Source organism: Streptomyces sp. NPDC044044 (genome assembly GCF_056434405.1).
The window spans coordinates 144,801-166,132 of the sequence record NZ_JBWKFG010000014.1; the positions used below are offsets into that span (position 1 = coordinate 144,801).

Here is a 21,332-nt window from a genome sequence, read left to right on the forward strand (position 1 = left end):
AGGGCACGGGCGTCAGCCTGGGCATGCCCCAACTCCCCGCCCCCGACTTCCCGGCCGACGTACGGGCCAGGCTCGACGCGGACGCCAAGGAGGTCATCGCCCGCTACCCGGACTCCCGGTCCGCGCTGCTCCCGCTGCTGCACCTCGTGCAGTCCGAGGAGGGCCACGTCACGCGCACGGGCATGGCCTTCTGCGCGGAGGTGCTCGGCCTGACCACCGCCGAGGTCACCGCGGTCGCGACCTTCTACACGATGTACCGGCGCAAGCCCTCCGGTGACTACCAAGTGGGCGTCTGCACCAACACGCTGTGCGCCGTCATGGGCGGCGACGCGATCTTCGAGTCGCTCCAGGAGCACCTGGGTGTCGGCAACGAAGGGACCACGGAGGACGGCAAGGTCACGCTGGAGCACATCGAGTGCAACGCGGCCTGCGACTTCGCTCCCGTCGTGATGGTCAACTGGGAGTTCTTCGACAACCAGACTCCCGAGACCGCCAAGCGGCTCGTCGACGACCTGCGCGCGGGCGTGCAGGTCGAGCCGACCCGCGGCGCCCCCTTGTGCACGTACAAGGAGACGGCCCGGATCCTGGCGGGCTTCCCGGACGAGCGCGCGGGCGCCGTCGAGGCGAGCGGCGGCGCGGGCCCGGCCTCGCTGATCGGACTGCGCCTGGCCAAGGGCGAGTTGCCGCAGCCCCGGGTGGTCCACCCGCGCACGGGCGGGCCGCAGGACGAGGCGCCTGCCGAGCACCTCAGCTCGCACGACGCACCGCAGCAGACCTCGGCATCCGACCCGGCCCACCCGGCCGGACCGACGGCCGAGGAGGGGGAGTGATGACCTTGGCAGCCGAGATCGACAACGAGACGAGCCCCGAGAAGCTGCTCGCGCCGGTGCTTTCGGCGTTCTGGGACGAGGAGGAGTCCTGGACGCTCGACACCTACCGACGGCACGAGGGGTACGAAGGCCTGCGCAAGGCCCTGGCCATGGCGCCGGACGACCTCATCGCGTACGTGAAGGACTCCGGTCTGCGCGGCAGGGGCGGTGCGGGATTCCCCACCGGAATGAAATGGCAGTTCATTCCGCAGGGAGATGGAAAGCCGCACTATCTAGTTGTCAACGCCGACGAATCGGAGCCGGGGACCTGTAAGGACATCCCGCTCCTCTTCGCGAACCCGCATAGCCTCATCGAGGGCATCGTGATCGCCTGTTACGCGATCCGTTCGTCGCATGCCTTCATCTATCTGCGTGGTGAAGTCGTCCCCGTGCTCCGGCGGCTGCACGAGGCCGTGCGTGAGGCGAAAGAGGCGGGATTCCTGGGCGAGAACATCCTGGGCAGCGGACTCGATCTCGAACTCACCGTGCACGCGGGCGCTGGCGCGTACATCTGTGGTGAGGAGACCGCGCTGCTCGACTCGCTCGAAGGCCGCCGTGGCCAGCCGCGACTGCGTCCCCCTTTCCCGGCCGTCGCGGGCCTCTACGCATGCCCCACTGTCGTCAATAACGTCGAATCCATCGCGTCGGTTCCCGCGATCCTGAATCGCGGAAAAGACTGGTTCAAGTCGATGGGAAGCGAGAAGTCCCCGGGCTTCACGCTCTACTCGCTGAGCGGCCACGTCACGAGCCCCGGCCAGTACGAGGCCCCCCTCGGCATCACTCTGCGCCAGCTGCTCGACATGAGCGGCGGGATCAGGGCGGGCCACCGGCTCAAGTTCTGGACGCCGGGCGGCTCTTCGACGCCGATGTTCACCGACGAGCACCTCGACGTCCCCCTGGACTACGAGGGCGTGGGCGCCGCCGGATCGATGCTCGGCACGAAGGCACTGCAGTGCTTCGACGAGACGACCTGCGTGGTGCGGGCCGTCACGCGCTGGACCGAGTTCTACGCCCATGAGTCCTGCGGAAAGTGCACGCCCTGCCGCGAAGGGACGTACTGGCTGGTGCAGTTGCTCCGCGACATCGAGGCAGGCAAGGGCGTCATGTCCGACCTCGACAAGCTGAACGACATCGCCGACAACATCAACGGCAAGTCCTTCTGCGCTCTCGGCGACGGCGCCGCGTCGCCGATCTTCTCCTCGCTCAAGTACTTCCGCGAGGAGTACGAGGAGCACATCACCGGCAAGGGCTGCCCCTTCGACCCGGCCAAGTCGACTCTCTGGGCCGACCGGCCCGCCAAAAACTCGGAGGTGAACGCATGACAGTGACCACCAACAGCGCTCCCTCCGGAGGAGGCGAGCCGGCGGTCCCGCCGGAGGACCTCGTGTCGCTGACGATCGACGGCATCGAGATCAGCGTCCCCAAGGGGACGCTGGTCATCCGGGCCGCCGAGCTCCTCGGCATCGAGATCCCCCGGTTCTGCGACCACCCGCTGCTCGACCCGGCGGGCGCCTGCCGCCAGTGCATCGTCGAGGTGGAGGGCCAGCGCAAGCCGATGGCCTCCTGCACCATCACCTGCACCGACGGCATGGTCGTGAAGTCGCAGCTCTCCTCGCCGGTCGCCGAGAAGGCGCAGCGCGGTGTGATGGAGCTGCTCCTCATCAACCACCCGCTGGACTGCCCGGTCTGCGACAAGGGCGGCGAGTGCCCGCTGCAGAACCAGGCGATGCAGGTCGGCGACACGGACACCCGCTTCGAGGGCAAGAAGCGGACGTTCGAGAAGCCGGTGCCGATTTCGACGCAGGTCCTTCTCGACCGCGAGCGGTGTGTGCTCTGCGCGCGCTGCACCCGGTTCTCCAACCAGATCGCGGGCGACCCGATGATCGAGCTGCTCGAGCGCGGTGCGCTCCAGCAGGTCGGTACGGGCGAGGGTGATCCCTTCGAGTCGTACTTCTCCGGGAACACCATCCAGATCTGTCCGGTCGGCGCGCTGACATCGGCGGCGTATCGCTTCCGCTCCCGGCCCTTCGACCTGGTGTCTTCGCCGTCGGTCTGCGAGCACTGCGCGGGCGGCTGCGCGACCCGCACCGACCACCGGCGCGGCAAGGTCATGCGGCGCCTCGCCGCGGACGACCCCGAGGTCAACGAGGAGTGGCTCTGCGACAAGGGGCGCTTCGGCTTCCGTTACGCGCAGAAGCCGGACCGCCTCACCACGCCGCTGGTGCGCAACTCCGAGACGGGTGAGCTGGAGACCGCGAGCTGGCCCGAGGCTCTCGAAGCAGCGGCCAACGGGCTCGCCGCCGCGCGCGGCCGTGCCGGTGTGCTGACCGGCGGCCGCCTCACCGTGGAGGACGCCTACGCGTACAGCAAGTACGCGCGCGTGGCGCTCGACACGAACGACATCGACTTCCGCGCGCGCGTGCACAGCAGCGAGGAGGCCGACTTCCTCGCCGCACGCGTGGCGGGACGGGGCCGGGATCTCGACGGCACCGGAGTCACGTACGCGGAAGTGGAGAAGGCGCCCGCTGTCCTGCTCGTCGGACTTGAGTCCGAGGAGGAGGCGCCCGGGATCTTCCTGCGGCTCCGCAAGGCCTGGCGCAAGCACGGCCAGCGGACCTTCTCCCTCGCGACGCACCAGACCCGCGGCCTGGAGAAGGCGGGCGGCACGCTGTTGCCCGCTGCTCCCGGCACCGAGACGAAGTGGCTCGACGCCCTTGCCTCCGGAGCCGGCCTGGAGGGCGACGGCGCCAAGGCGGCCGATGCGCTGCGCACCGCGGGAGCGGTGATCGTGGTCGGCGAGCGTCTTGCCGCCGTGGCGGGCGGGCTCACCGCCGCCGTACGGGTCGCGTCCGCGACCGGTGCGCGGCTGGTGTGGATCCCGCGCAGGGCGGGGGAGCGCGGCGCCGTCGAGGCGGGCGCGCTGCCTTCGCTGCTTCCCGGCGGGCGCCCTTCCACCGACCCGCGCGCGCGGGAGGAGGTCGCGACCGCCTGGCGCGTCGCCGAACTCCCGCACCGCTACGGCCGCGACACCGGCCAGATCATCGAGGCGGCGGCGACCGGCGAACTGGGCGCGCTGCTCGTGGCGGGCGTGGAGGTCGCCGACCTTCCCGACCCGGCACGCGCGCGTGAAGCACTCTCCGAGGTCGGGTTCCTGGTCTCCCTGGAGCTGCGGCCCAGCGAGGTCACCGAGCACGCCGATGTCGTACTGCCCGTGGCCGCGGTAGCGGAGAAGCCCGGCACCTTCCTCAACTGGGAGGGCAGGGCCCGGATGTTCGGCGCCGCGCTCAAGCCCGACCAGATGACGCGCACGCTGGCCCCGACCGACGCCCGTGTGCTGCACATGCTGGCCGACGCCGGGGACGTGCACCTGGGCCTTCCCGACCTGGCGACGGCCCGGCGCGAGCTGGACCGGCTCGGCGGCTGGGAGGGGACGCACGCCACCGACCCCGTGGAGAGCGCCGCTCAGCCGCCGAGGCCCGCCTCCGGTGAGGCCGTTCTCGCGGGGCACCGGCTGCTGCTCGACCAGGGCCGTCTCCAGGAGGGCGACGAGGCGCTCGCCGGTACGCGGCACGCCGCGGTCGCCCGGCTCTCGGCGGTCACCGCGGCCGAGGCGGGCGTGAAGGACGGCGACGTCCTGGCCGTCACCGGGTCCGCGGGGACGACCGAACTGCCGCTCCTGGTCACCGAGATGCCCGACCGCGTGGTGTGGCTGCCGCTGAACTCGACCGGGGGAGGCGTCACTTCCGACACCGGCGCGCGCCCCGGCGACCTCGTCCGCATCGGCCCGGCGCTCCTGCCGGAGCCCTCTGAGGCCCCGGAGGTGACGTCGTGATGCACACCGTGGTGCCGCTTGCGGCGGAAGACCTGTCCATGTTCGGCCGTGACCCGTGGTGGCTGGTCGCCCTCAAGGCGGTCTTCTGCTTCGCGTTCCTGATGGTGACGGTGCTCTTCTCCATCGTGTGGGAGCGCAAGGTCGTCGCCTGGATGCAGCTGCGCATCGGCCCCAACCGGCACGGCCCCTGGGGCATGCTGCAGTCCCTCGCGGACGGCATCAAGCTGATGCTCAAGGAAGACCTGATCGTCAAGCGCGCGGACAAGGTGGTGTACATCCTCGCGCCGATCATCGCGGCCATCCCGGCCTTCATGGCGATCGCGGTGATCCCCTTCGGTCCCGCGGGCAACGAAGTCTCGATCTTCGGCCAGCGCACGACGATGCAGCTCACCGACCTGCCGATCGCGATGCTCTACATCCTCGCGGTCGCCTCGGTCGGCATCTACGGCATCGTGCTCGCGGGCTGGAGCTCCGGCTCCACCTATCCGCTCCTGGGCGGTCTGCGCTCCTGCGCCCAGATGATCTCGTACGAGATCGCGATGGGCGCCGCGTTCGCCTCGGTGTTCCTCTACTCCGGGTCGATGTCGACCTCGGCGATCGTGGAGGCGCAGGCCGACCGCTGGTACGTCCTGCTGCTTCCGGTCTCGTTCCTGATCTACATCGTGACGATGATCGGTGAGACCAACCGCGCGCCGTTCGACATGCCGGAGTCCGAGGGCGACCTCGTCGGCGGCTTCAACACCGAGTACTCGTCGATCAAGTTCGCGCTGTTCATGCTCGCCGAGTACGTCAACATGGTCACCGTCTCGGCGGTCTCGGTCACCCTCTTCCTGGGCGGCTGGCGGGCCCCGTATCCCATCAGCACCTTCTGGGAGGGCGCGAACCACGGCTGGTGGCCGATGCTCTGGTTCGTGATCAAGGTCCAGCTGCTGCTGTTCTTCTTCATCTGGCTGCGCGGCACGCTGCCACGCGTCCGCTACGACCAGCTGATGAAGCTCGGCTGGAAGGTCCTGATCCCGGTCTCGGTCGTCTGGCTGATGCTCGTCGCGACGGTCAGGGCGATGCGGAACGAGGAGTACGACTTCACCTCGATCGCGCTCTATGTGGGCGGCGGAGTCATCGCGCTCCTGTTGCTCTCCGTCGTCGTCGACATCTTCCGCGACAAGCGCGACAAGGAAACGGCGGCACGATCCGAGAGCGAGGAGCCGGTCGCCTTCGACCCGATGGCGGGCGGATTCCCTGTCCCGCCGCTGCCCGGACAGAGTCTGCCGCCCGTGCCGCGCCGACGCCCGCGTCAGGAGCGGGAGTTGATTGTCAGTGGTGGGCCGGATACTCAAAGTGACGGAACCCGTAGTGACGGAAAGGAGGCGTCCGATGGCTGAGTCGAAGAAAGAGTCACACCAGTCGCAGCACGAGTCGAACCAATCGAAGCAGGGGTTCCAGAACCCCGTCGCGGGCTTCGGCGTGACCTTCAAGGCCATGTTCAAGAAGCGGCTGACCGAGCAGTATCCGGAGCAGGAGAAGACCACCGCTCCCCGCTTCCACGGCAGGCACCAGCTCAATCGCCATCCGGACGGCCTGGAGAAGTGCATCGGCTGTGAGCTCTGCGCCTGGGCCTGCCCCGCGGACGCGATCTATGTGGAGGGCGCGGACAACACCGAGGAGGAGCGCTACTCCCCGGGCGAGCGGTACGGCCGCGTCTACCAGATCAATTACGCCCGCTGCATCCTGTGCGGCCTGTGCATCGAGGCGTGCCCCACGCGCGCGTTGACGATGACGAACGAGTTCGAGCTGGCCGACAGCAGCCGCGAGAAGCTCATCTTCACCAAGGAGCAGCTGCTCGCCGGCCTGGAGGAAGGCATGGTCGAGTCACCGCACTCGATCTTCCCGGGCACGGACGAGCAGGACTACTACCGCGGTCTGGTGACGGAGGCCGCTCCCGGCACGGTGCCCCAAGTGGCCCTCTCCAAGGGCGAGACGCCCCAGGAAGCCGCTTCCACCTTCGGTGACTCCGAACCCGCGTCGGGGGAGGTGATCAACCGATGACGCAGCTCGCCGCCTACACCACCTCCACCGGTGAGGCCGTCCAGTTCTGGGTGCTCGGCACGGTCGCCGTGATCGGCGCCCTGTGCACGATCCTCATGAAGAAGGCCGTGCACAGCGCGCTCTGTCTCGCCGGGACCATGATCATCCTGGCGGTCTTCTACCTCGCCAACGGGGCGTACTTCCTGGGCATCGTCCAGGTCGTCGTCTACACGGGCGCGATCATGATGCTCTTCCTCTTCGTGGTCATGCTCGTCGGCGTCACCGCCGCCGACTCCCTGAAGGAGACCATCAAGGGCCAGCGCTGGCTGGCGGGGCTCTGCGGCTTCGGCTTCGCGATCCTGCTCTTCGGGGGGATCGGGAACGCCTCGGTGAACGAGTTCGCGGGCCTCGGCAAGGCGAACGCGGGCGGCAACGTGGAGGGCCTCGCCGAGGCCATCTTCACGAAGTACGTCTTCGCCTTCGAGATCACCGGCGCCCTGCTCATCACCGCGACCGTCGGCGCGATGGTGCTCACCCACCGCGAGCGCACGGAGCGCGCCAAGACGCAGCGCGAGATGTCCGAGGAGCGCGTGCGCGGCAAGCACCTGCCGCCGCTGCCCGCCCCCGGTGTCTACGCCCGGCACAACGCCGTGGACGTCGCCGGCCTGCTCCCCGACGGCACCCCGTCGGAGCTCACGGTCAACAAGACGCTGCGTGAGCGCGGCCAGATCCGAGATGTGTCGGACGAGGCGCTGGACGATCTGCGGGCCCTGGAGCAGCGCTCCGAGGACCGTCTCGAGCGGTCGTCCACGACCGAGGAGGCGTCGAAGTGAATCCGGTCAACTACCTGTATCTCGCGGCGCTGTTGTTCTCGATCGGCGCCACCGGTGTGCTGCTCAGGCGGAACGCGATCGTGGTCTTCATGTGTATCGAGCTGATGCTCAACGCGTGCAACTTGGCCTTCGTCGCCTTCTCCCGGCTGCACGGCAATCTCGACGGCCAGATCATCGCGTTCTTCACGATGGTCGTCGCCGCGGCGGAAGTCGTGGTCGGCCTCGCGATCATCGTGTCGCTGTTCCGCTCCCGTCACTCGGCCTCGGTCGACGACGCCAGCCTGATGAAGCTGTAAGGGGTCGCTGAAAAGTGGAGAACCTGATCGCGCTGCTCGTAGCGGCGCCTCTGCTCGGAGCGGCCGTACTGCTGTGCGGCGGGCGGCGGTTGGACCGTGTGGGCCACTGGCTCGGCACGCTGCTCGCTGCCGCCTCCTTCGTCGTCGGCGTCGTGCTCTTCGCCGACATGCTGGGCAAGGGCGCCGAGGAGCGCTCCCTGTCGCAGCACCTGTTCAGCTGGATCCCCGTGGAGGGATTCCAGGCGGACGTCGCCTTCCAGCTCGACCAGCTGTCGATGACGTTCGTCCTGCTGATCACCGGTGTGGGCACCCTGATCCACATCTACTCCATCGGGTACATGGAGCACGACGAGCGGCGCCGCCGCTTCTTCGGCTATCTGAACCTGTTCCTCGCGGCGATGCTCATCCTGGTCCTCGCCGACAACTACCTCCTGCTGTACGTCGGATGGGAGGGCGTCGGCCTCGCCTCGTACCTCCTGATCGGCTTCTGGCAGCACAAGCCCAGCGCGGCCACCGCCGCGAAGAAGGCCTTCCTGGTCAACAGGGTCGGCGACATGGGCCTGTCGATCGCGATCATGCTGATGTTCACCACCTTCGGGACCTTCGCCTTCGGGCCGGTCCTCGAAGCCACCGGTGAGACGTCGGAGGGCAAGCTGACGGCCATCGGCCTGATGCTGCTGCTCGCGGCCTGCGGCAAGTCGGCCCAGGTGCCGCTGCAGTCCTGGCTCGGCGACGCGATGGAGGGCCCGACCCCGGTCTCGGCCCTGATCCACGCGGCGACGATGGTGACCGCGGGCGTGTACTTGATCGTCCGCTCCGGCGCGATCTTCAACGGCGCCCCGGACGCGCAGCTGGTCGTCACGGTCGTCGGCGCGGTGACGCTCCTCTTCGGTGCGATCGTCGGTTGCGCGAAGGACGACATCAAGAAGGCGCTCGCCGGCTCGACGATGTCCCAGATCGGGTACATGATCCTGGCCGCGGGCCTCGGCCCCATCGGCTACGTCTTCGCGATCATGCACCTGGTGACGCACGGCTTCTTCAAGGCCGGGCTCTTCCTCGGGGCCGGTTCGGTCATGCACGGCATGAACGACGAGGTCGACATGAGGAAGTACGGCGGCCTCAGGAAGTACATGCCGGTCACCTTCGTGACCTTCGGGCTCGGCTATCTGGCGATCATCGGCTTCCCCGGTCTGTCCGGCTTCTTCTCCAAGGACAAGATCATCGAGGCGGCGTTCGCCAAGGGCGGCACGGAGGGCTGGATCCTCGGCTCGGTCGCGCTGCTCGGCGCCGCGATCACCGCGTTCTACATGACGCGCGTGATGCTCATGACGTTCTTCGGTGAGAAGCGCTGGCAGCCGGATGCGGAAGGTAACGAGCCGCACCCGCACGAGTCGCCGAAGTCCATGACGATCCCGATGATCGTGCTGGCCCTCGGGTCGGTGTTCGCGGGCGGCGTCTTCAGCATCGGCGACCACTTCGTGCACTGGCTGGAGCCGGTCACCCAGCACGACCACGGTCACTCGCCGCTGAGCGCCACCACGGTCACCGGCGCCACCATGGTGGTCCTGGTCATCGGTGTGGCCCTCGCCTGGCTCCAGTACGGCCGCCGTCCCGTCCCGGTCACCGCCCCGCGCGGTTCGCTGCTCACCCGGGCGGCCCGGCGCGATCTCCTCCAGGACGACTTCAACCACGTCGTCCTGGTCCGCGGCGGAGAGCACCTCACCCGCTCCCTGGTCTACGTCGACCACACCCTGGTCGACGGAGTCGTCAACGGCTCGGCGGCCTCGGTCGGCGGGCTCTCCGGGCGGCTGCGCAAGATGCAGAACGGCTATGCCCGCTCCTACGCGGTCTCGATGTTCGGCGGCGTTGCGGTACTCATCGCCGCGACCCTGCTGATGAGGGCGGTCTGATACCGATGTCCTTTCCTCTGCTGACAGCGACGGCGGCTCTGCCCGCGATCGGGGCGATCGCCACGGCGGCCGTCCCGGCCGCCCGGCGGACCGCCGCCAAGTGGCTCGCGCTGCTCGTGTCGCTCGCCACGCTCGCGCTCGCCGTGACCGTGCTCGTGCGGTTCGACCCCGACGGATCCCGCTATCAACTGACCGAGTCCCGCGCCTGGATCGCGGAGTTCGGCGTGCGGTACGAGCTCGGGGTGGACGGCATCGGTGTCGCCCTCATCGCGCTCACCGCGCTCCTGATGCCCTTCATCATCCTGGCGGGCTGGCACGACGCCGACCCCCTGGAGACCAAGTCGTCGCGCTGGCGGCCGACTCAGGGCTTCTTCGCCCTGATCCTCGCCGTCGAGGCGATGGTGATCATCTCCTTCGCGGCCACCGACGTCTTCCTCTTCTACATCTTCTTCGAAGCCATGCTCATCCCGATGTACTTCCTCATCGGCGGCTTCGGGGACCGCGCCCACGCGGGCAGCGACGAGAACGCGTCGGCGCAACGCTCGTACGCGGCCGTGAAGTTCCTCCTCTACAACCTGGTCGGCGGCCTCATCATGCTGGCCGCCGTGATCGGCCTCTACGTGGTGGCGGGGAACTTCTCGCTCCAGGAGATCGCCGAGGCGCGGGCCAACGGCACGCTGGAGATGGCGACGAGCACCGAGCGGTGGCTCTTCCTCGGCTTCTTCTTCGCCTTCGCGGTGAAGGCGCCGCTGTGGCCGCTGCACACGTGGCTGCCGAACGCGATGGGCGAGTCCACGGCCCCGGTCGCCGTGCTGATCACGGCGGTGGTCGACAAGGTCGGCACGTTCGCGATGCTGCGGTTCTGCCTCGGGCTCTTCCCCGAGGCGAGCAAGTGGGCGACGCCGGTCATCCTCGTGCTCGCGCTGATCAGCATCATCTACGGCGCGCTGCTCGCGGTCGGCCAGCGCGACATCAAGCGCCTGGTGGCGTACGCGTCGATCTCGCACTTCGGGTTCATCATCCTCGGCATCTTCGCGATGACCTCGCAGGGCCAGTCTGGCGCGACGCTCTACATGGTCAACCACGGGATCTCGACCGCCGCCCTGATGCTGGTGGCCGGCTTCCTGATCTCGCGGCGCGGTTCGCGGCTCATCGCGGACTACGGAGGGGTGCAGAAGGTCGCACCCGTACTCGCGGGCACCTTCCTGATCGGCGGTCTCGCGACGCTCTCGCTGCCGGGGCTCGCACCGTTCGTCAGCGAATTCCTGGTCCTGGTCGGCGCGTTCGCGCGCTATCCCGTGGTCGGGATCATCGCCACGATCGGCATCGTGCTCGCCGCGCTCTACACCCTCGTCCTCTACCAGCGGACGATGACGGGCCCGGTGAAGCCGGAGGTCGCGGCCATGCCGGACCTGCGGGTACGTGAACTCGTGGTCGTCGCACCGCTGATCGCGCTCCTGATCGGCCTCGGTGTCTACCCGAAGCCGCTCACCGAGCTGGTGAACCCGGCGGTCAAGCACACCATGTCCGACGTACAGCAGAAGGACCCGAAGCCCGACGTGGAGGCGGCCAAGTGAGCGCATCAGCCGTCCACAGCCTGTGGACAATGGCGTCGGCCGCGGCGCCCCAAGATCAGATCGACAAGATCGACACTCCCACCATCGAGTACGCGCAGCTGTCGCCGACGTTGATCGTCATCGGCGCGGCGGTCATCGGGATCCTCATCGAGGCCTTCGTACCGCGCAAAACCCGGTACTACGCGCAGGTGTTCGTCGCCGTCGTCGCCCTCACCGCGGCCTTCGCCGCGGTCGTCGGCCTCGCGGCCACCGGGTACGGCACGACGAAGGCGCACATCGCCGCGATGGGCGCCATCGCCGTCGACGGACCCGCGCTCTTCCTGCAGGGCACGATCCTCCTCGCGGGGCTCGTCGCGATCTTCACCTTCGCGGAGCGGCGGCTCGACCCGGTGTCGCACGGCAACCGCGTCGACTCGTTCGCCGCGCAGGCCGGAGCGACACCGGGCAGCGAGGGCGAAAAGGCCGCCACGAAGGCCGGGTTCACCACCACCGAGGTGTTCCCGCTGGCCCTCTTCGCGATCGGCGGGATGCTCGTCTTCCCGTCGGCGAACGACCTCCTGACGCTCTTCATCGCCCTCGAGGTCTTCTCGCTGCCGCTCTACCTCCTGTGCGCGCTCGCCCGCCGCAAGCGCCTGATGTCGCAGGAAGCCGCCGTCAAGTACTTCCTGCTCGGCTCGTTCTCCTCGGCGTTCCTGCTCTTCGGGATCGCCCTGCTGTACGGGTACGCGGGCTCGGTGTCGTACGGCACCATCGCGAAGGTCATCGACGGCAGCGTCCAGACGGTCAACCCGGCGCTCGCCGACACCATGGGCAACGACGCGCTGCTCCTGATCGGCGCCGCGATGATCGTCATGGGTCTGCTCTTCAAGGTGGGCGCGGTGCCGTTCCACATGTGGACCCCGGACGTGTACGAGGGCGCGCCCACCCCGGTCACCGGCTTCATGGCCGCGGCGACCAAGGTGGCCGCCTTCGGCGCGCTGCTGAGGCTGCTCTACGTGGTCCTGCCGGGACTGCGCTGGGACTGGCGTCCCGTGATGTGGGGCGTCGTGATCCTCACGATGCTGGCCGGTGCGATCGTCGCGATCACCCAGACCGACATCAAGCGGCTGCTCGCGTACTCCTCGATCGCCCACGCGGGCTTCATCCTCGCCGGTGTCATCGCCATGACCCCGGACGGCATCTCGTCGGTCCTCTTCTATCTGGGGGCCTACTCCTTCGTGACGATCGGCGCGTTCGCCGTGGTCACGCTGGTGCGGGACGCGGGCGGCGAGGCCACGCACCTGTCGAAGTGGGCGGGGCTCGGACGGCGCTCGCCGCTGGTCGCCGCCGTCTTCGCGGTCTTCCTGCTCGCCTTCGCGGGCATTCCGCTGACCTCCGGGTTCTCCGGAAAGTTCGCGGTGTTCAAGGCGGCTGCCGAGGGCGGCGCCGGTGCGCTTGTCGTGGTCGGTGTGATCTCGTCCGCGATCGCGGCGTTCTTCTACATCCGCGTGATCGTGCTCATGTTCTTCAGCGAGCCGAAGGCGGACGGTCCGACCGTGGCCGTGCCCTCGCCGCTGACGATGACGGCGATCGGCGTGGGCGTGGCGGTGACGCTGGTCCTGGGCGTGGCCCCGCAGTACTTCCTGGATCTGGCGAACCAGGCGGGGGTCTTCGTCCGCTAGCGCACCTGTTCCCCTTATCGCTTTCATGGCCGCCGCCCGGCACCCCGTCCGACAGGGGTGCCGGGCGGCGGCCTGTGGATAACTTCCAGAGGTGTCGGTGCTGAGCCCTATCGTGGAGGCTGTGGTCGAAGCGCGACGTACGGGGGCAGGGCGATGGATGGGATCAAAGGCATGAGCGAGGTGACCGTACCGAGCGCGGTGGCGGAGAGTGACGCACTGCGGACGCTGCACCGCGTCTTCGGATATGACGCGTTCCGCGGTGAGCAGGAAGCGATCATCGAGCACGTGGTCGCGGGCGGTGACTCCGTCGTCCTGATGCCCACCGGCGGCGGCAAGTCGCTCTGCTATCAGATCCCCGCCCTGGTCAGGCCCGGCACGGGCGTGGTCATCTCTCCCCTCATCGCGCTCATGCAGGACCAGGTGGACGCGCTGCGGGCGCTCGGCGTGCGGGCCGGGTTCATCAACTCCACGCAGGACTTCGACGAGCGGCGCGTGATGGAGGCCGAGTTCCTCGCGGGGGAGCTCGACGTGCTGTATCTCGCGCCGGAGCGGCTGCGCCTGGAGGGGACGCTCGATCTGCTCTCCCGCGCCAAGATCTCCGTCTTCGCCATCGACGAGGCGCACTGCGTGGCGCAGTGGGGCCACGACTTCCGCCCCGACTATCTGGCGCTCTCGCTGCTCGGCGAGCGCTGGCCGGACGTGCCGCGGATCGCCCTGACGGCGACGGCGACGCACGCCACGCACCGGGAGATCACCGAGCGGCTCGGCATGCCGGACGCGAAGCACTTCGTGGCGAGCTTCGACCGTCCCAACATCCAGTACCGCATCGTGCCGAAGGCCGAGCCGAAGAAGCAGCTCCTGGCCTTCCTCAAGGAGGAGCACGCGGGCGACGCGGGCATCGTCTACTGCCTCTCGCGCAACTCGGTCGAGAAGACCGCCGAGTTCCTGTGCAAGAACGGCATCGAGGCCGTGCCGTACCACGCGGGCCTGGACGGCGGGACGCGCGCGAGGCACCAGTCACGCTTCCTCAGGGAGGAGGGCCTGGTCGTCTGCGCCACGATCGCCTTCGGCATGGGCATCGACAAGCCGGACGTCCGGTTCGTCGCCCACCTCGACCTGCCGAAGTCGGTCGAGGGGTACTACCAGGAGACAGGCCGCGCGGGACGTGACGGCCTGCCCTCCACGGCCTGGATGGCCTACGGCCTGCAGGACGTCGTCCAGCAGCGGAAGATGATCCAGGGCAGCGAGGGGGACGAGGCGTTCCGCCGCCGGGCGGCCTCGCACCTGGACTCGATGCTGGCGCTGTGCGAGACGGCCCAGTGCCGCAGGGCCCAGCTCCTCACGTACTTCGGCCAGGACGCGGCCCGCGAGTCCTGCGGCAACTGCGACACCTGCCTCGCGCCGCCGGAGACCTGGGACGGCACGGTCCCGGCCCAGAAGGTCCTCTCCACGATCGTCCGTCTCCAGCGCGAGCGCGGGCAGAAGTTCGGGGCGGGCCAGATCATCGACATCCTGCTCGGCAAGAAGACCGCCAAGGTCATCCAGTTCGACCACGACCAGCTCTCGGTCTTCGGCATCGGCGAGGATCTCGCGGAGGCCGAATGGCGGGGCGTGGTGCGGCAGTTGCTGGCCCAGGGACTGCTCGCGGTCGAGGGGGAGTACGGCACGCTGGTCCTGACCGAGGAGAGCGGCACAGTCCTCGGCCGGGAGCGGGAGGTGCGGTTGCGCAAGGAGCCGAAGCGGCCCGCAGCGGCGAAGTCCGCGAAGGGGGAGCGCAAGGCGAAGTCGGCGGCGGCCGTCGCCGAGCTGCCCCAGGAGGCGGTGCCGGTGTTCGAGGCGCTGCGGGCGTGGCGCGGTGCGCAGGCCAAGGAACTGGGCCTGCCGGCGTACGTGATCTTCCACGACGCCACGCTCCGGGAGATCGCCACGCTGCGGCCCGCCTCGCTCGCGGAGCTGGGCGGTGTCGGCGGGCTCGGCGAGAAGAAGCTGGCGACCTACGGGGAGGGCGTGCTCGGGGTCCTCGCGGAGCTGGGGGGTACGGCGGCTCCGGTGCCCGCACAGGCCCCGGAGCCCCCGGAGGAGGAGTGGCCGGAGCCCCCGGAGGACTTCTGAGCGACCCAGGGCCGCGCCCGAAGGGGCGCGGGGAACGGTGCGCCCAGCCACGACGAGCCGCGGGCGACCCGGCGGGCAGGGGCCCGGGGTGACTCACTCCGGGCAGGCGGGCCGGGGGTGGCTCACCCCCGGCCACAGGATCACCGCGCCGAGGCGACCCTGCCGGAAACCTCGCCGAGGCCGACCCGGGTGCCGTCCGGGCCCGGGGCCCACGCCGTCAGCGTGACCTCGTCCCCGTCCTCGAGGAACGTCCGCTTCCCGTCCGGGAGGACAAGCGGGTCGCGGCCGTTCCAGGTGATCTCGATCAGGGAGCCGTACTGCCCCTCGGAGGGGCCGCTCACCGTGCCCGAGCCGTACAGGTCGCCCGTGCGCAGGGACGCGCCGTTCGCCGTCATGTGGGCCAGCTGCTGGGCGGCCGTCCAGTAGACGGTGGAGAAGGGCGGCTCGGAGATGACGTGGCCGTTCAGGGTGACGGTGATGCGCAGGTCGTAGCCGGCGGGCTCGTCCGCGACGGACTCCGCCGAGTCATCCAGGTAGGGGAGGAGTTCATGGGTGCGCTCCGGAGGGGCGATCCGCGCCGTGTCCAGCGCCTCCAGGGGGGTGATCCACGCGGAGACCGAGGTGCAGAAGGACTTGCCGAGGAAGGGGCCGAGCGGCACGTACTCCCAGGCCTGGATGTCGCGCGCCGACCAGTCGTTGAGGAGGGTGAGACCGAAGACGTGCTCCCTGAAGTCCGCGAGCGGAACCGGAGTGCCCAGCTCCGACGGCGTACCCACGACGAAGCCGACCTCGGCCTCGATGTCGAGGCGGACGGAGGGCCCGAAGACCGGTGCGGTCTCCGAGGGCGCCTTGCGCTGCCCCGACGGACGTACCACCCCGGTTCCGGAGACCACAACGGTGCCGGACCGGCCGTGGTAACCGATGGGGAGGTGCTTCCAGTTGGGGGTCAGAGGGGTCGGTGCGTCCGGGCGGAAGATCTGCCCCAGGTGGGTCGCGTGGTGCTCGGAGGCGTAGAAGTCCACATAGTCCGCGACCTCGAAGGGGAGGTGCAGCGTGACCTCCGACAGCGGGTGCAGCAGAGGACGTACGACCTCGCGGTGAGCCGGGATCGTCACCCACGCGGTGAGTGCGCGCCGCACGTCGGACCAGGCCGTGCGGCCCGCGGCGAGCAGCGGGTTCAGCGTGGGCCTTGCGAGCAGCGAGACATAGGGCGAGCCGAGCGCGGCCGCCGCGGCGCCCGCGTCGAGGACGTGATCGCCCAGTCGTACGCCGACCCGGCGCTCCGCGGCCCCGGACGCTTCCCCGACCAGGGAGAACACGCCGTACGGAAGATTGTGCGGCCCGAAGGGGTCGCCCTCCGCGAGAGCGAAGGGGTCGCCTTCGGAGCGGACGGAAGGGTCGCTCCCGGCCTGATCGAGCGGGGTGTGCTCGGACATGCGTACCTGCCTCGCTTCCATATGGGTGTGCCACACGTTACGTGGAAGCCCTCCATTGGGGCAGTGTCTAAAGAGTTCGCAATGTCCGAATAAGCCTTGCTGGAGTGGTCAGTTCCGGCTTAGCTTCCTTTGGGGGGACGCGGACGGGGTGGGTCCGGGTCATACAGAGGGACACGTGGGGGGACCCGTGGCCATGAGGAACGACAGCGTGCCCTTCGCGGTGGACCGTGAGGTGCCCGGCCTGATCGTGAAGTTCGGCAGTTATCCGTTGCACCACGGCGGTGTGGGGGCGATCCGCAGCCTGGGGCGGCTCGGCGTGCCCATGTACGCGATCACGGAGGACCGGTACACACCTGCCGCTGCCTCCCGCCATCTCACCCGCGCCCTTCCCTGGCCGACCACCGGGGCGGAGGAGCCGGAGCGGCTCGTCGAGGGGCTGCTGCGCGTCGCGCGCCGGATCGGCAGGCCCACGGTCCTGATCCCGACCGACGAGGAAGCGGCCGTCCTCATCGCGGAGCACCAGGAGCCGCTGAGCGGGGCGGGGTTCCTCTTCCCGCGCGTGGAGCCGGGGCTGCCCCGACGCCTCGCCAGCAAGCAGGGCCTGCACGAGCTGTGCGTGGAGCACGGCATCACCTCGCCGGCCGCTTCCTTCCCCGAGAGCTACGGGGACATCGAGCGGTTCGCCGCCGCCGCGGTCTTCCCGGTGGTCGCCAAGAACCGCGAGGCGTTCACGCGCCGCTCCCGGCCCGCGGTGAACGGGACGACGCGCATCGAGACTCCGGAGGGCCTGCTCGGCCTTGCCCGTGACTGGGGCGAGCGGCCCGGAGTGATCCTCCAGGAGTATCTGCCGCGGGAGCAGGCCGAGGACTGGATCGTGCACGCGTACTTCGACGAGGACTCGGCGCCGCGCGCGATGTTCACGGGCGTCAAGGTGCGCTCCTGGCCCCCGCACGCGGGGATGACGGCGAATGCGTACGTCGTCGACAATCCGGAACTCGCGGACCTCGCGGCGCGTTTCATCAAGCAGATCGGCTTCACCGGAGTCATCGACCTCGACCTGCGCTATGACCGGCGCGACGGTCAGTACAAACTGCTCGACTTCAACCCCCGCATGGGCGCGCAGTTCCGGCTCTTCGAGAACGAATCCGGGATCGACGTCGTCCGTGCGATGCACCTGCACCTGACAGGGCGCCCGGTCCCGAAGGGCGAACAGCGCGCCGGTCACCGGTATGTCGTGGAGAACATCGACCTGCCCGCCCTCCTCGCCTACCGCCGCAGCGGCTACACCACGCCGCACGCGCCCCCGCACGCGAGCGGCACGGAGCTGGCGTGGCTCGCTTCGGACGACATGAAGCCGTTCTTCATGATGCTCGCGCGTTTCATACGGCCCGGGGCGAAGCATCTCTATCAGCTGTGGCGTACGAACCGCCGCGGCAGCAGCACCGGTTCGCACAGCGCCACCACGAAGTAGGCACACGGCACACGCGGCAAGTGACGTCCTGGGGAGGGACTTCGTGATCCATCCAGTAGCAGTCATCGGGGCGGGGCCGTTCGGCCTGTCCACCGCGGCCCATCTGCGGGCCAGAGGCATTCCGGTCCGGGTCTTCGGTGATCCGATGGTGAGCTGGCGCGCGCACATGCCCGCGGGCATGCTCCTGAAATCGACCCCGGTGGCCTCGAACATCGACGCCCCGCAGCGCGGCCACAACCTCGTCGACTACTGCGACGCGGCGGGGATACCGCGCCTGATCACCGACGAGGACATCATCCCCGTCCAGACCTTCATCGACTACGGGGAGTGGTTCAAGGAGAAGCTCGTGCCCGACCTGGAGCAGGTGCGGGTGGTGTCCGTCGACCGCAAGGGCACGGCGGGCTTCGACCTGAAGCTGGACTCCGGCGAGCAGTTCACGGCTCGCGCGGTCGTCGTCGCGACCGGCCTGTCGGGCCTGGCGCAGCTGCCGCCCGCGCTCGCCGCGGCCGCGCCGGACGGGCCGACCCCCACCGGGCCCGTCTCGCACAGTTCGCAGCACAGCGACCTGTCGCGGTTCGCGGGGCGTGAGCTGATCGTGGTCGGCGCGGGGCAGTCGGCCCTGGAGACGGCCGCGCTCGCCGCCGAAGCGGGCGCGACCGTACGGGTGGTGGCGCGCGGCAGGGGATCGGTGGCCTTCGGCGAGCCTCCGTGGAAGCAGCCGAAGCTGCGCCCCGAGTCGCCGTTCGGCCGGGCCTGGTCGCTCTACGCGATCAGCTACTACCCCCACCCCTACCGCTATCTGCCCCCGCAGGCCCGCCACTTCCTGGTCCGCCGCATCCTGGGCCCGCTGGGCGCGTGGTGGCTGCGCGAGCGCTTCGAGGGCAAGGTCGAGAAGCGTGAGGTCCGCCGGGTCCTCTCGGCGGACGTCAGGGAAGGCAGCCCCGTCCTGCGGCTGGAAACCCTGGGCGGCCGTATCCGCGACCTCTCCGCCGACCACGTCATCGCGGCGACGGGCTACCGGGTGGACATCGCCGCGATGGACTTCCTGGGCCCCGCGCTCCGCGCCCGCCTCACCACGAGCCGGGGCACACCGAAGCTGGGCGCGGGCTATGTCTCGTCGGTCCCTGGCCTGTACTTCACGGGCCTACCGGCGGCGGCGTCGTACGGCCCGGTGATGCGCTTCGTGTGCGGGACGGAGTTCGCGTCGCCGCGGCTGGTGGGGCATCTGGCGCGGGCGCACGGGTGAAGTCGGCCAGGACGTCCCCCGAGAACGGGTCGGTCGCGGGGTCGTCCGGCGTGACGAGACTGACGGCGTAGCCCTCCACGGACTCCACCCGCCCGGCATACGGCGGCTGCGGGTGGGGCCGGTAGAAGACCGAGAAGGGGCCTTCGCCCGCGCTGTCGATGGCGTAGCCGTGCTCCTCCCAGAAATCCTCCATCGCCTGGCCCGCCGAGAAGGTGACGATGCCGGGAAATCCGTCGGCGTCGTCACCGTCGACTTCCGGGAGACTCCAGCCCGGGAGACTCCAGACAGCCAGGGATTCCGCACGGACCGGCGCTCCGTCCAGGAAGAGACCGGGCCATCGGCGGTGCTGACGCATGACGAATTGCCTCATCGCCGCGGGGAAGCCGGCGTCCAGGATGAAGTCGGTTGAGTGGCCGGTGATTTCCATGGGTTCCGTATCGAGAAATGCGCGAAGTGCGAGAAGTGCGCGAAGTACGAGAAGTACGAGAAGCGATCGGCGAGCTCAGTCCTCGCTCGCCAGGGTCCAGGCGGGGGAGCCCTTCGGTGGCGCTGGGAACGCCGCGGCCTCCTCGGGCCTTCCTGCCCACGTCGAACGAGAAGCTGATCACGACGGATTCTCCTACCGGATGCCTTCGATGAGCTTCTCCAGGGCCCTGTCGCCGGTGTCCGCCAGGAACTCCACGTCGTCCATGCCCGTGTGGACCGTGCCGTCCGCAGCCATGCCCAGGTAGGAGACGCCGCGGCCGATCCCACCGATGGGGTAGAGGTATGTCCCCGCCTGCTCGCCGAGGTCGTCGAAGATCTCGCAGTCCCACTTGGCCACCAGCGGATCGAGGCGGAGCGGAGAGCGGGGCGCGGTGCGCCCCGGGCCCTTCTGGTCGATCTCCAGGCCGCCGAACTCGCGTAGGAAGTCCCTTGCCGCGTCGTGGATCTCGAAGTCCTCGTCGGCTTCGTGGAGCGTGCGCTCCCACTCCTCGGTCGAGACCGACCGGCCGGGGTACCAGCCGGCGAGCCGTAGTACGCGGTCGGTCTCGGCGGACCACCGTGTCCCGATCTCCGCACTCAGGTCGTGCTCGGGGCTGTGCGGGAGCACGAGATGGTTCCCGGCCAGGACGAACGGCAGCGGGGCGTCGGTGCGGCGCTCCATGACGAGCTTCTCCACTGCCTCGTAGGGGGTGTTCGCCAGCAGTTCGGCGCTGTCCTTGCCGATGTAGACCGAGCCGTCCGCAGCCATGCCCAGGTAGCTGTTGCCGCTGTCGGCCTGGCCGATGGGGCAGAGGTCGGTCCCGGCACCGTCGATGAGCCTGGCGAAGGTCTCGCTGTCCGTCAGTGTGGTGAGGGGATCGAAGCGGTAGGGCGACTGCGGCATGATCGGGCCGGGTGTCCACTCATCGGTCCGCAGCCCACCGAACTCGGCAAGGAACCGCCGAGCCGCCTCATGGATCTCGAAACCGCCGTGCAGCCGCAGCTCGTTCTCCCAGTCGGGCCTGGGAACCCAGCGGTCCGGATCCCAGCCGGACGACCGAAGCACCCGCTGTGTCAACGCGGACCAACGAGAGGGGAGTTCTACCTCTTCATCTGCTCCGCTCCCCGTCACCAGCCTGTCCAGCGCCTCGCCGGGGGAATGCGCGAGGAGCTTCGCACTCTCCCGGCCGGCGTAGACCGCTCCGCTCGGAGCCATGCCCACGCCGTCACCACGATCTGTGGTGCCGATGGGGTAGAGATACGCCAAAGAGTCCTCGCCCGGTACGTCGAAGATCTTGTCGTCCCAACCGGACGTGAGCGGGTCCACGTGGAATTCTCCGCCCGGCCCTTCGATGACCAAGCCCCCGAACTCGCCCAGGAACCGCCGCGCTGCCTCAGACATATCGATACCACCGCGCCCCAGCAGAGAACGCCGCCACTCGTCGGTGGGCACCACGCGGCCGGGGTGCCAGCCGGCCTGCCGCAACGCGCGGTCGGTTGTCGCGGACCAATGCGGTCCAAGCTGGTCACTCATGACAGGGGTGCCTCTCTGACTCCTGGTCGGTCAAGAGCAAACTTGCATGCATCGCAGGCAGCCTT

The 21,332-nt window shown here is 69.3% G+C and carries 16 protein-coding genes; 13 read left to right on the top strand and 3 right to left on the bottom strand.

Features of this window, described 5'->3' with window-relative positions:
- Positions 1-23: 23 nt before the first annotated feature.
- The 11 genes from nuoE to recQ all read left to right on the top strand — a co-directional run bounded on the left by nuoE (position 24) and on the right by recQ (position 15,115).
- Positions 24-830, top strand: coding sequence for an NADH-quinone oxidoreductase subunit NuoE (nuoE, locus tag AC07AG_RS40470; protein ID WP_478761945.1), 807 nt, complete (start codon positions 24-26; stop codon positions 828-830).
- Positions 827-2,191, top strand: a complete 1,365-nt coding sequence (nuoF, locus tag AC07AG_RS40475) for an NADH-quinone oxidoreductase subunit NuoF (protein ID WP_478761884.1) — start codon at positions 827-829, stop codon at positions 2,189-2,191. The genes nuoE and nuoF overlap by 4 nt, the downstream gene beginning before the upstream one ends.
- Complete coding sequence (locus tag AC07AG_RS40480) at positions 2,188-4,701, top strand: NADH-quinone oxidoreductase subunit G (RefSeq protein WP_478761886.1); 2,514 nt, start codon at positions 2,188-2,190, stop codon at positions 4,699-4,701. The genes nuoF and AC07AG_RS40480 overlap by 4 nt, the downstream gene beginning before the upstream one ends.
- Positions 4,701-6,083: an NADH-quinone oxidoreductase subunit NuoH gene (gene nuoH / locus AC07AG_RS40485; protein WP_478761947.1), complete on the top strand. Its 1,383-nt coding sequence runs from the start codon at positions 4,701-4,703 to the stop codon at positions 6,081-6,083. The genes AC07AG_RS40480 and nuoH overlap by 1 nt, the downstream gene beginning before the upstream one ends.
- Positions 6,076-6,747: an NADH-quinone oxidoreductase subunit NuoI gene (nuoI, locus tag AC07AG_RS40490; RefSeq protein WP_249588399.1), complete on the top strand. Its 672-nt coding sequence runs from the start codon at positions 6,076-6,078 to the stop codon at positions 6,745-6,747. Before nuoH ends, nuoI begins: the two co-directional genes overlap by 8 nt.
- Entirely contained in the window at positions 6,744-7,559 is an 816-nt protein-coding gene (locus tag AC07AG_RS40495) for an NADH-quinone oxidoreductase subunit J (RefSeq protein WP_478761888.1), read from the top strand. The genes nuoI and AC07AG_RS40495 overlap by 4 nt, the downstream gene beginning before the upstream one ends.
- Positions 7,556-7,855 (top strand): NADH-quinone oxidoreductase subunit NuoK, encoded by a 300-nt coding sequence (gene nuoK / locus AC07AG_RS40500; RefSeq protein ID WP_478761890.1) that lies wholly within the window; start codon positions 7,556-7,558, stop codon positions 7,853-7,855. Before AC07AG_RS40495 ends, nuoK begins: the two co-directional genes overlap by 4 nt.
- 14 nt (positions 7,856-7,869) lie before the next feature.
- Positions 7,870-9,765: an NADH-quinone oxidoreductase subunit L gene (gene nuoL / locus AC07AG_RS40505; RefSeq protein ID WP_478761891.1), complete on the top strand. Its 1,896-nt coding sequence runs from the start codon at positions 7,870-7,872 to the stop codon at positions 9,763-9,765.
- A 5-nt stretch (positions 9,766-9,770) separates the two neighbouring features.
- A complete protein-coding gene (locus tag AC07AG_RS40510) occupies positions 9,771-11,342 on the top strand; it encodes an NADH-quinone oxidoreductase subunit M (protein WP_478761893.1) in 1,572 nt (523 codons plus the stop codon).
- The gene (gene nuoN / locus AC07AG_RS40515) at positions 11,339-13,003 is read left to right on the top strand and encodes an NADH-quinone oxidoreductase subunit NuoN (RefSeq protein ID WP_478761895.1); all 1,665 of its coding nucleotides are present in this window, start codon (positions 11,339-11,341) and stop codon (positions 13,001-13,003) included. Before AC07AG_RS40510 ends, nuoN begins: the two co-directional genes overlap by 4 nt.
- A gap of 171 nt (positions 13,004-13,174) precedes the next feature.
- The gene (gene recQ, locus AC07AG_RS40520) at positions 13,175-15,115 is read left to right on the top strand and encodes a DNA helicase RecQ (protein ID WP_478761897.1); all 1,941 of its coding nucleotides are present in this window, start codon (positions 13,175-13,177) and stop codon (positions 15,113-15,115) included.
- Positions 15,116-15,255: 140 nt separating this feature from the next.
- On the opposite strand, the gene fahA is transcribed toward recQ, so the two are convergent.
- Complete coding sequence (fahA, locus tag AC07AG_RS40525; protein WP_478761899.1) at positions 15,256-16,551, bottom strand: fumarylacetoacetase; 1,296 nt, start codon at positions 16,549-16,551, stop codon at positions 15,256-15,258.
- 193 nt (positions 16,552-16,744) lie between these two features.
- Here fahA and AC07AG_RS40530 point away from each other — a divergent pair, with 193 nt between their 5' ends.
- Together AC07AG_RS40530 and AC07AG_RS40535 are read left to right on the top strand one after the other, a co-directional pair.
- Positions 16,745-18,022 (top strand): carboxylate--amine ligase, encoded by a 1,278-nt coding sequence (locus AC07AG_RS40530; RefSeq protein ID WP_478761900.1) that lies wholly within the window; start codon positions 16,745-16,747, stop codon positions 18,020-18,022.
- Positions 18,023-18,065: 43 nt separating this feature from the next.
- The gene (locus AC07AG_RS40535; RefSeq protein ID WP_478761902.1) at positions 18,066-19,268 is read left to right on the top strand and encodes an FAD-dependent oxidoreductase; all 1,203 of its coding nucleotides are present in this window, start codon (positions 18,066-18,068) and stop codon (positions 19,266-19,268) included.
- Here AC07AG_RS40535 and AC07AG_RS40540 read toward each other — a convergent pair.
- Together AC07AG_RS40540 and AC07AG_RS40545 are read right to left on the bottom strand one after the other, a co-directional pair.
- On the bottom strand, positions 19,159-19,695 hold the full coding sequence (locus AC07AG_RS40540; RefSeq protein WP_478761903.1) for a hypothetical protein: 537 nt from the start codon (positions 19,693-19,695) through the stop codon (positions 19,159-19,161). The genes AC07AG_RS40535 and AC07AG_RS40540 overlap by 110 nt on opposite strands.
- 192 nt (positions 19,696-19,887) lie before the next feature.
- Entirely contained in the window at positions 19,888-21,267 is a 1,380-nt protein-coding gene (locus AC07AG_RS40545; RefSeq protein ID WP_478761904.1) for an SUKH-3 domain-containing protein, read from the bottom strand.
- Positions 21,268-21,332: the final 65 nt, after the last annotated feature.

What these genes read in the sequence shown, in the direction of transcription:
- nuoE (WP_478761945.1), top strand. Translation starts at nt 24, where the DNA reads ATGCCCCAACTCCCCGCCCCCGACTTCCCGGCCGACGTACGGGCCAGG.
- AC07AG_RS40480 (WP_478761886.1), top strand. Translation starts at nt 2,188, where the DNA reads ATGACAGTGACCACCAACAGCGCTCCCTCCGGAGGAGGCGAGCCGGCG.
- nuoH (WP_478761947.1), top strand. Translation starts at nt 4,701, where the DNA reads ATGCACACCGTGGTGCCGCTTGCGGCGGAAGACCTGTCCATGTTCGGC.
- nuoI (WP_249588399.1), top strand. Translation starts at nt 6,076, where the DNA reads ATGGCTGAGTCGAAGAAAGAGTCACACCAGTCGCAGCACGAGTCGAAC.
- AC07AG_RS40495 (WP_478761888.1), top strand. Translation starts at nt 6,744, where the DNA reads ATGACGCAGCTCGCCGCCTACACCACCTCCACCGGTGAGGCCGTCCAG.
- AC07AG_RS40510 (WP_478761893.1), top strand. Translation starts at nt 9,771, where the DNA reads ATGTCCTTTCCTCTGCTGACAGCGACGGCGGCTCTGCCCGCGATCGGG.
- recQ (WP_478761897.1), top strand. Translation starts at nt 13,175, where the DNA reads ATGAGCGAGGTGACCGTACCGAGCGCGGTGGCGGAGAGTGACGCACTG.
- fahA (WP_478761899.1), bottom strand. Translation starts at nt 16,551, where the DNA reads ATGTCCGAGCACACCCCGCTCGATCAGGCCGGGAGCGACCCTTCCGTC.
- AC07AG_RS40530 (WP_478761900.1), top strand. Translation starts at nt 16,745, where the DNA reads ATGAGGAACGACAGCGTGCCCTTCGCGGTGGACCGTGAGGTGCCCGGC.
- AC07AG_RS40540 (WP_478761903.1), bottom strand. Translation starts at nt 19,695, where the DNA reads ATGGAAATCACCGGCCACTCAACCGACTTCATCCTGGACGCCGGCTTC.
- AC07AG_RS40545 (WP_478761904.1), bottom strand. Translation starts at nt 21,267, where the DNA reads ATGAGTGACCAGCTTGGACCGCATTGGTCCGCGACAACCGACCGCGCG.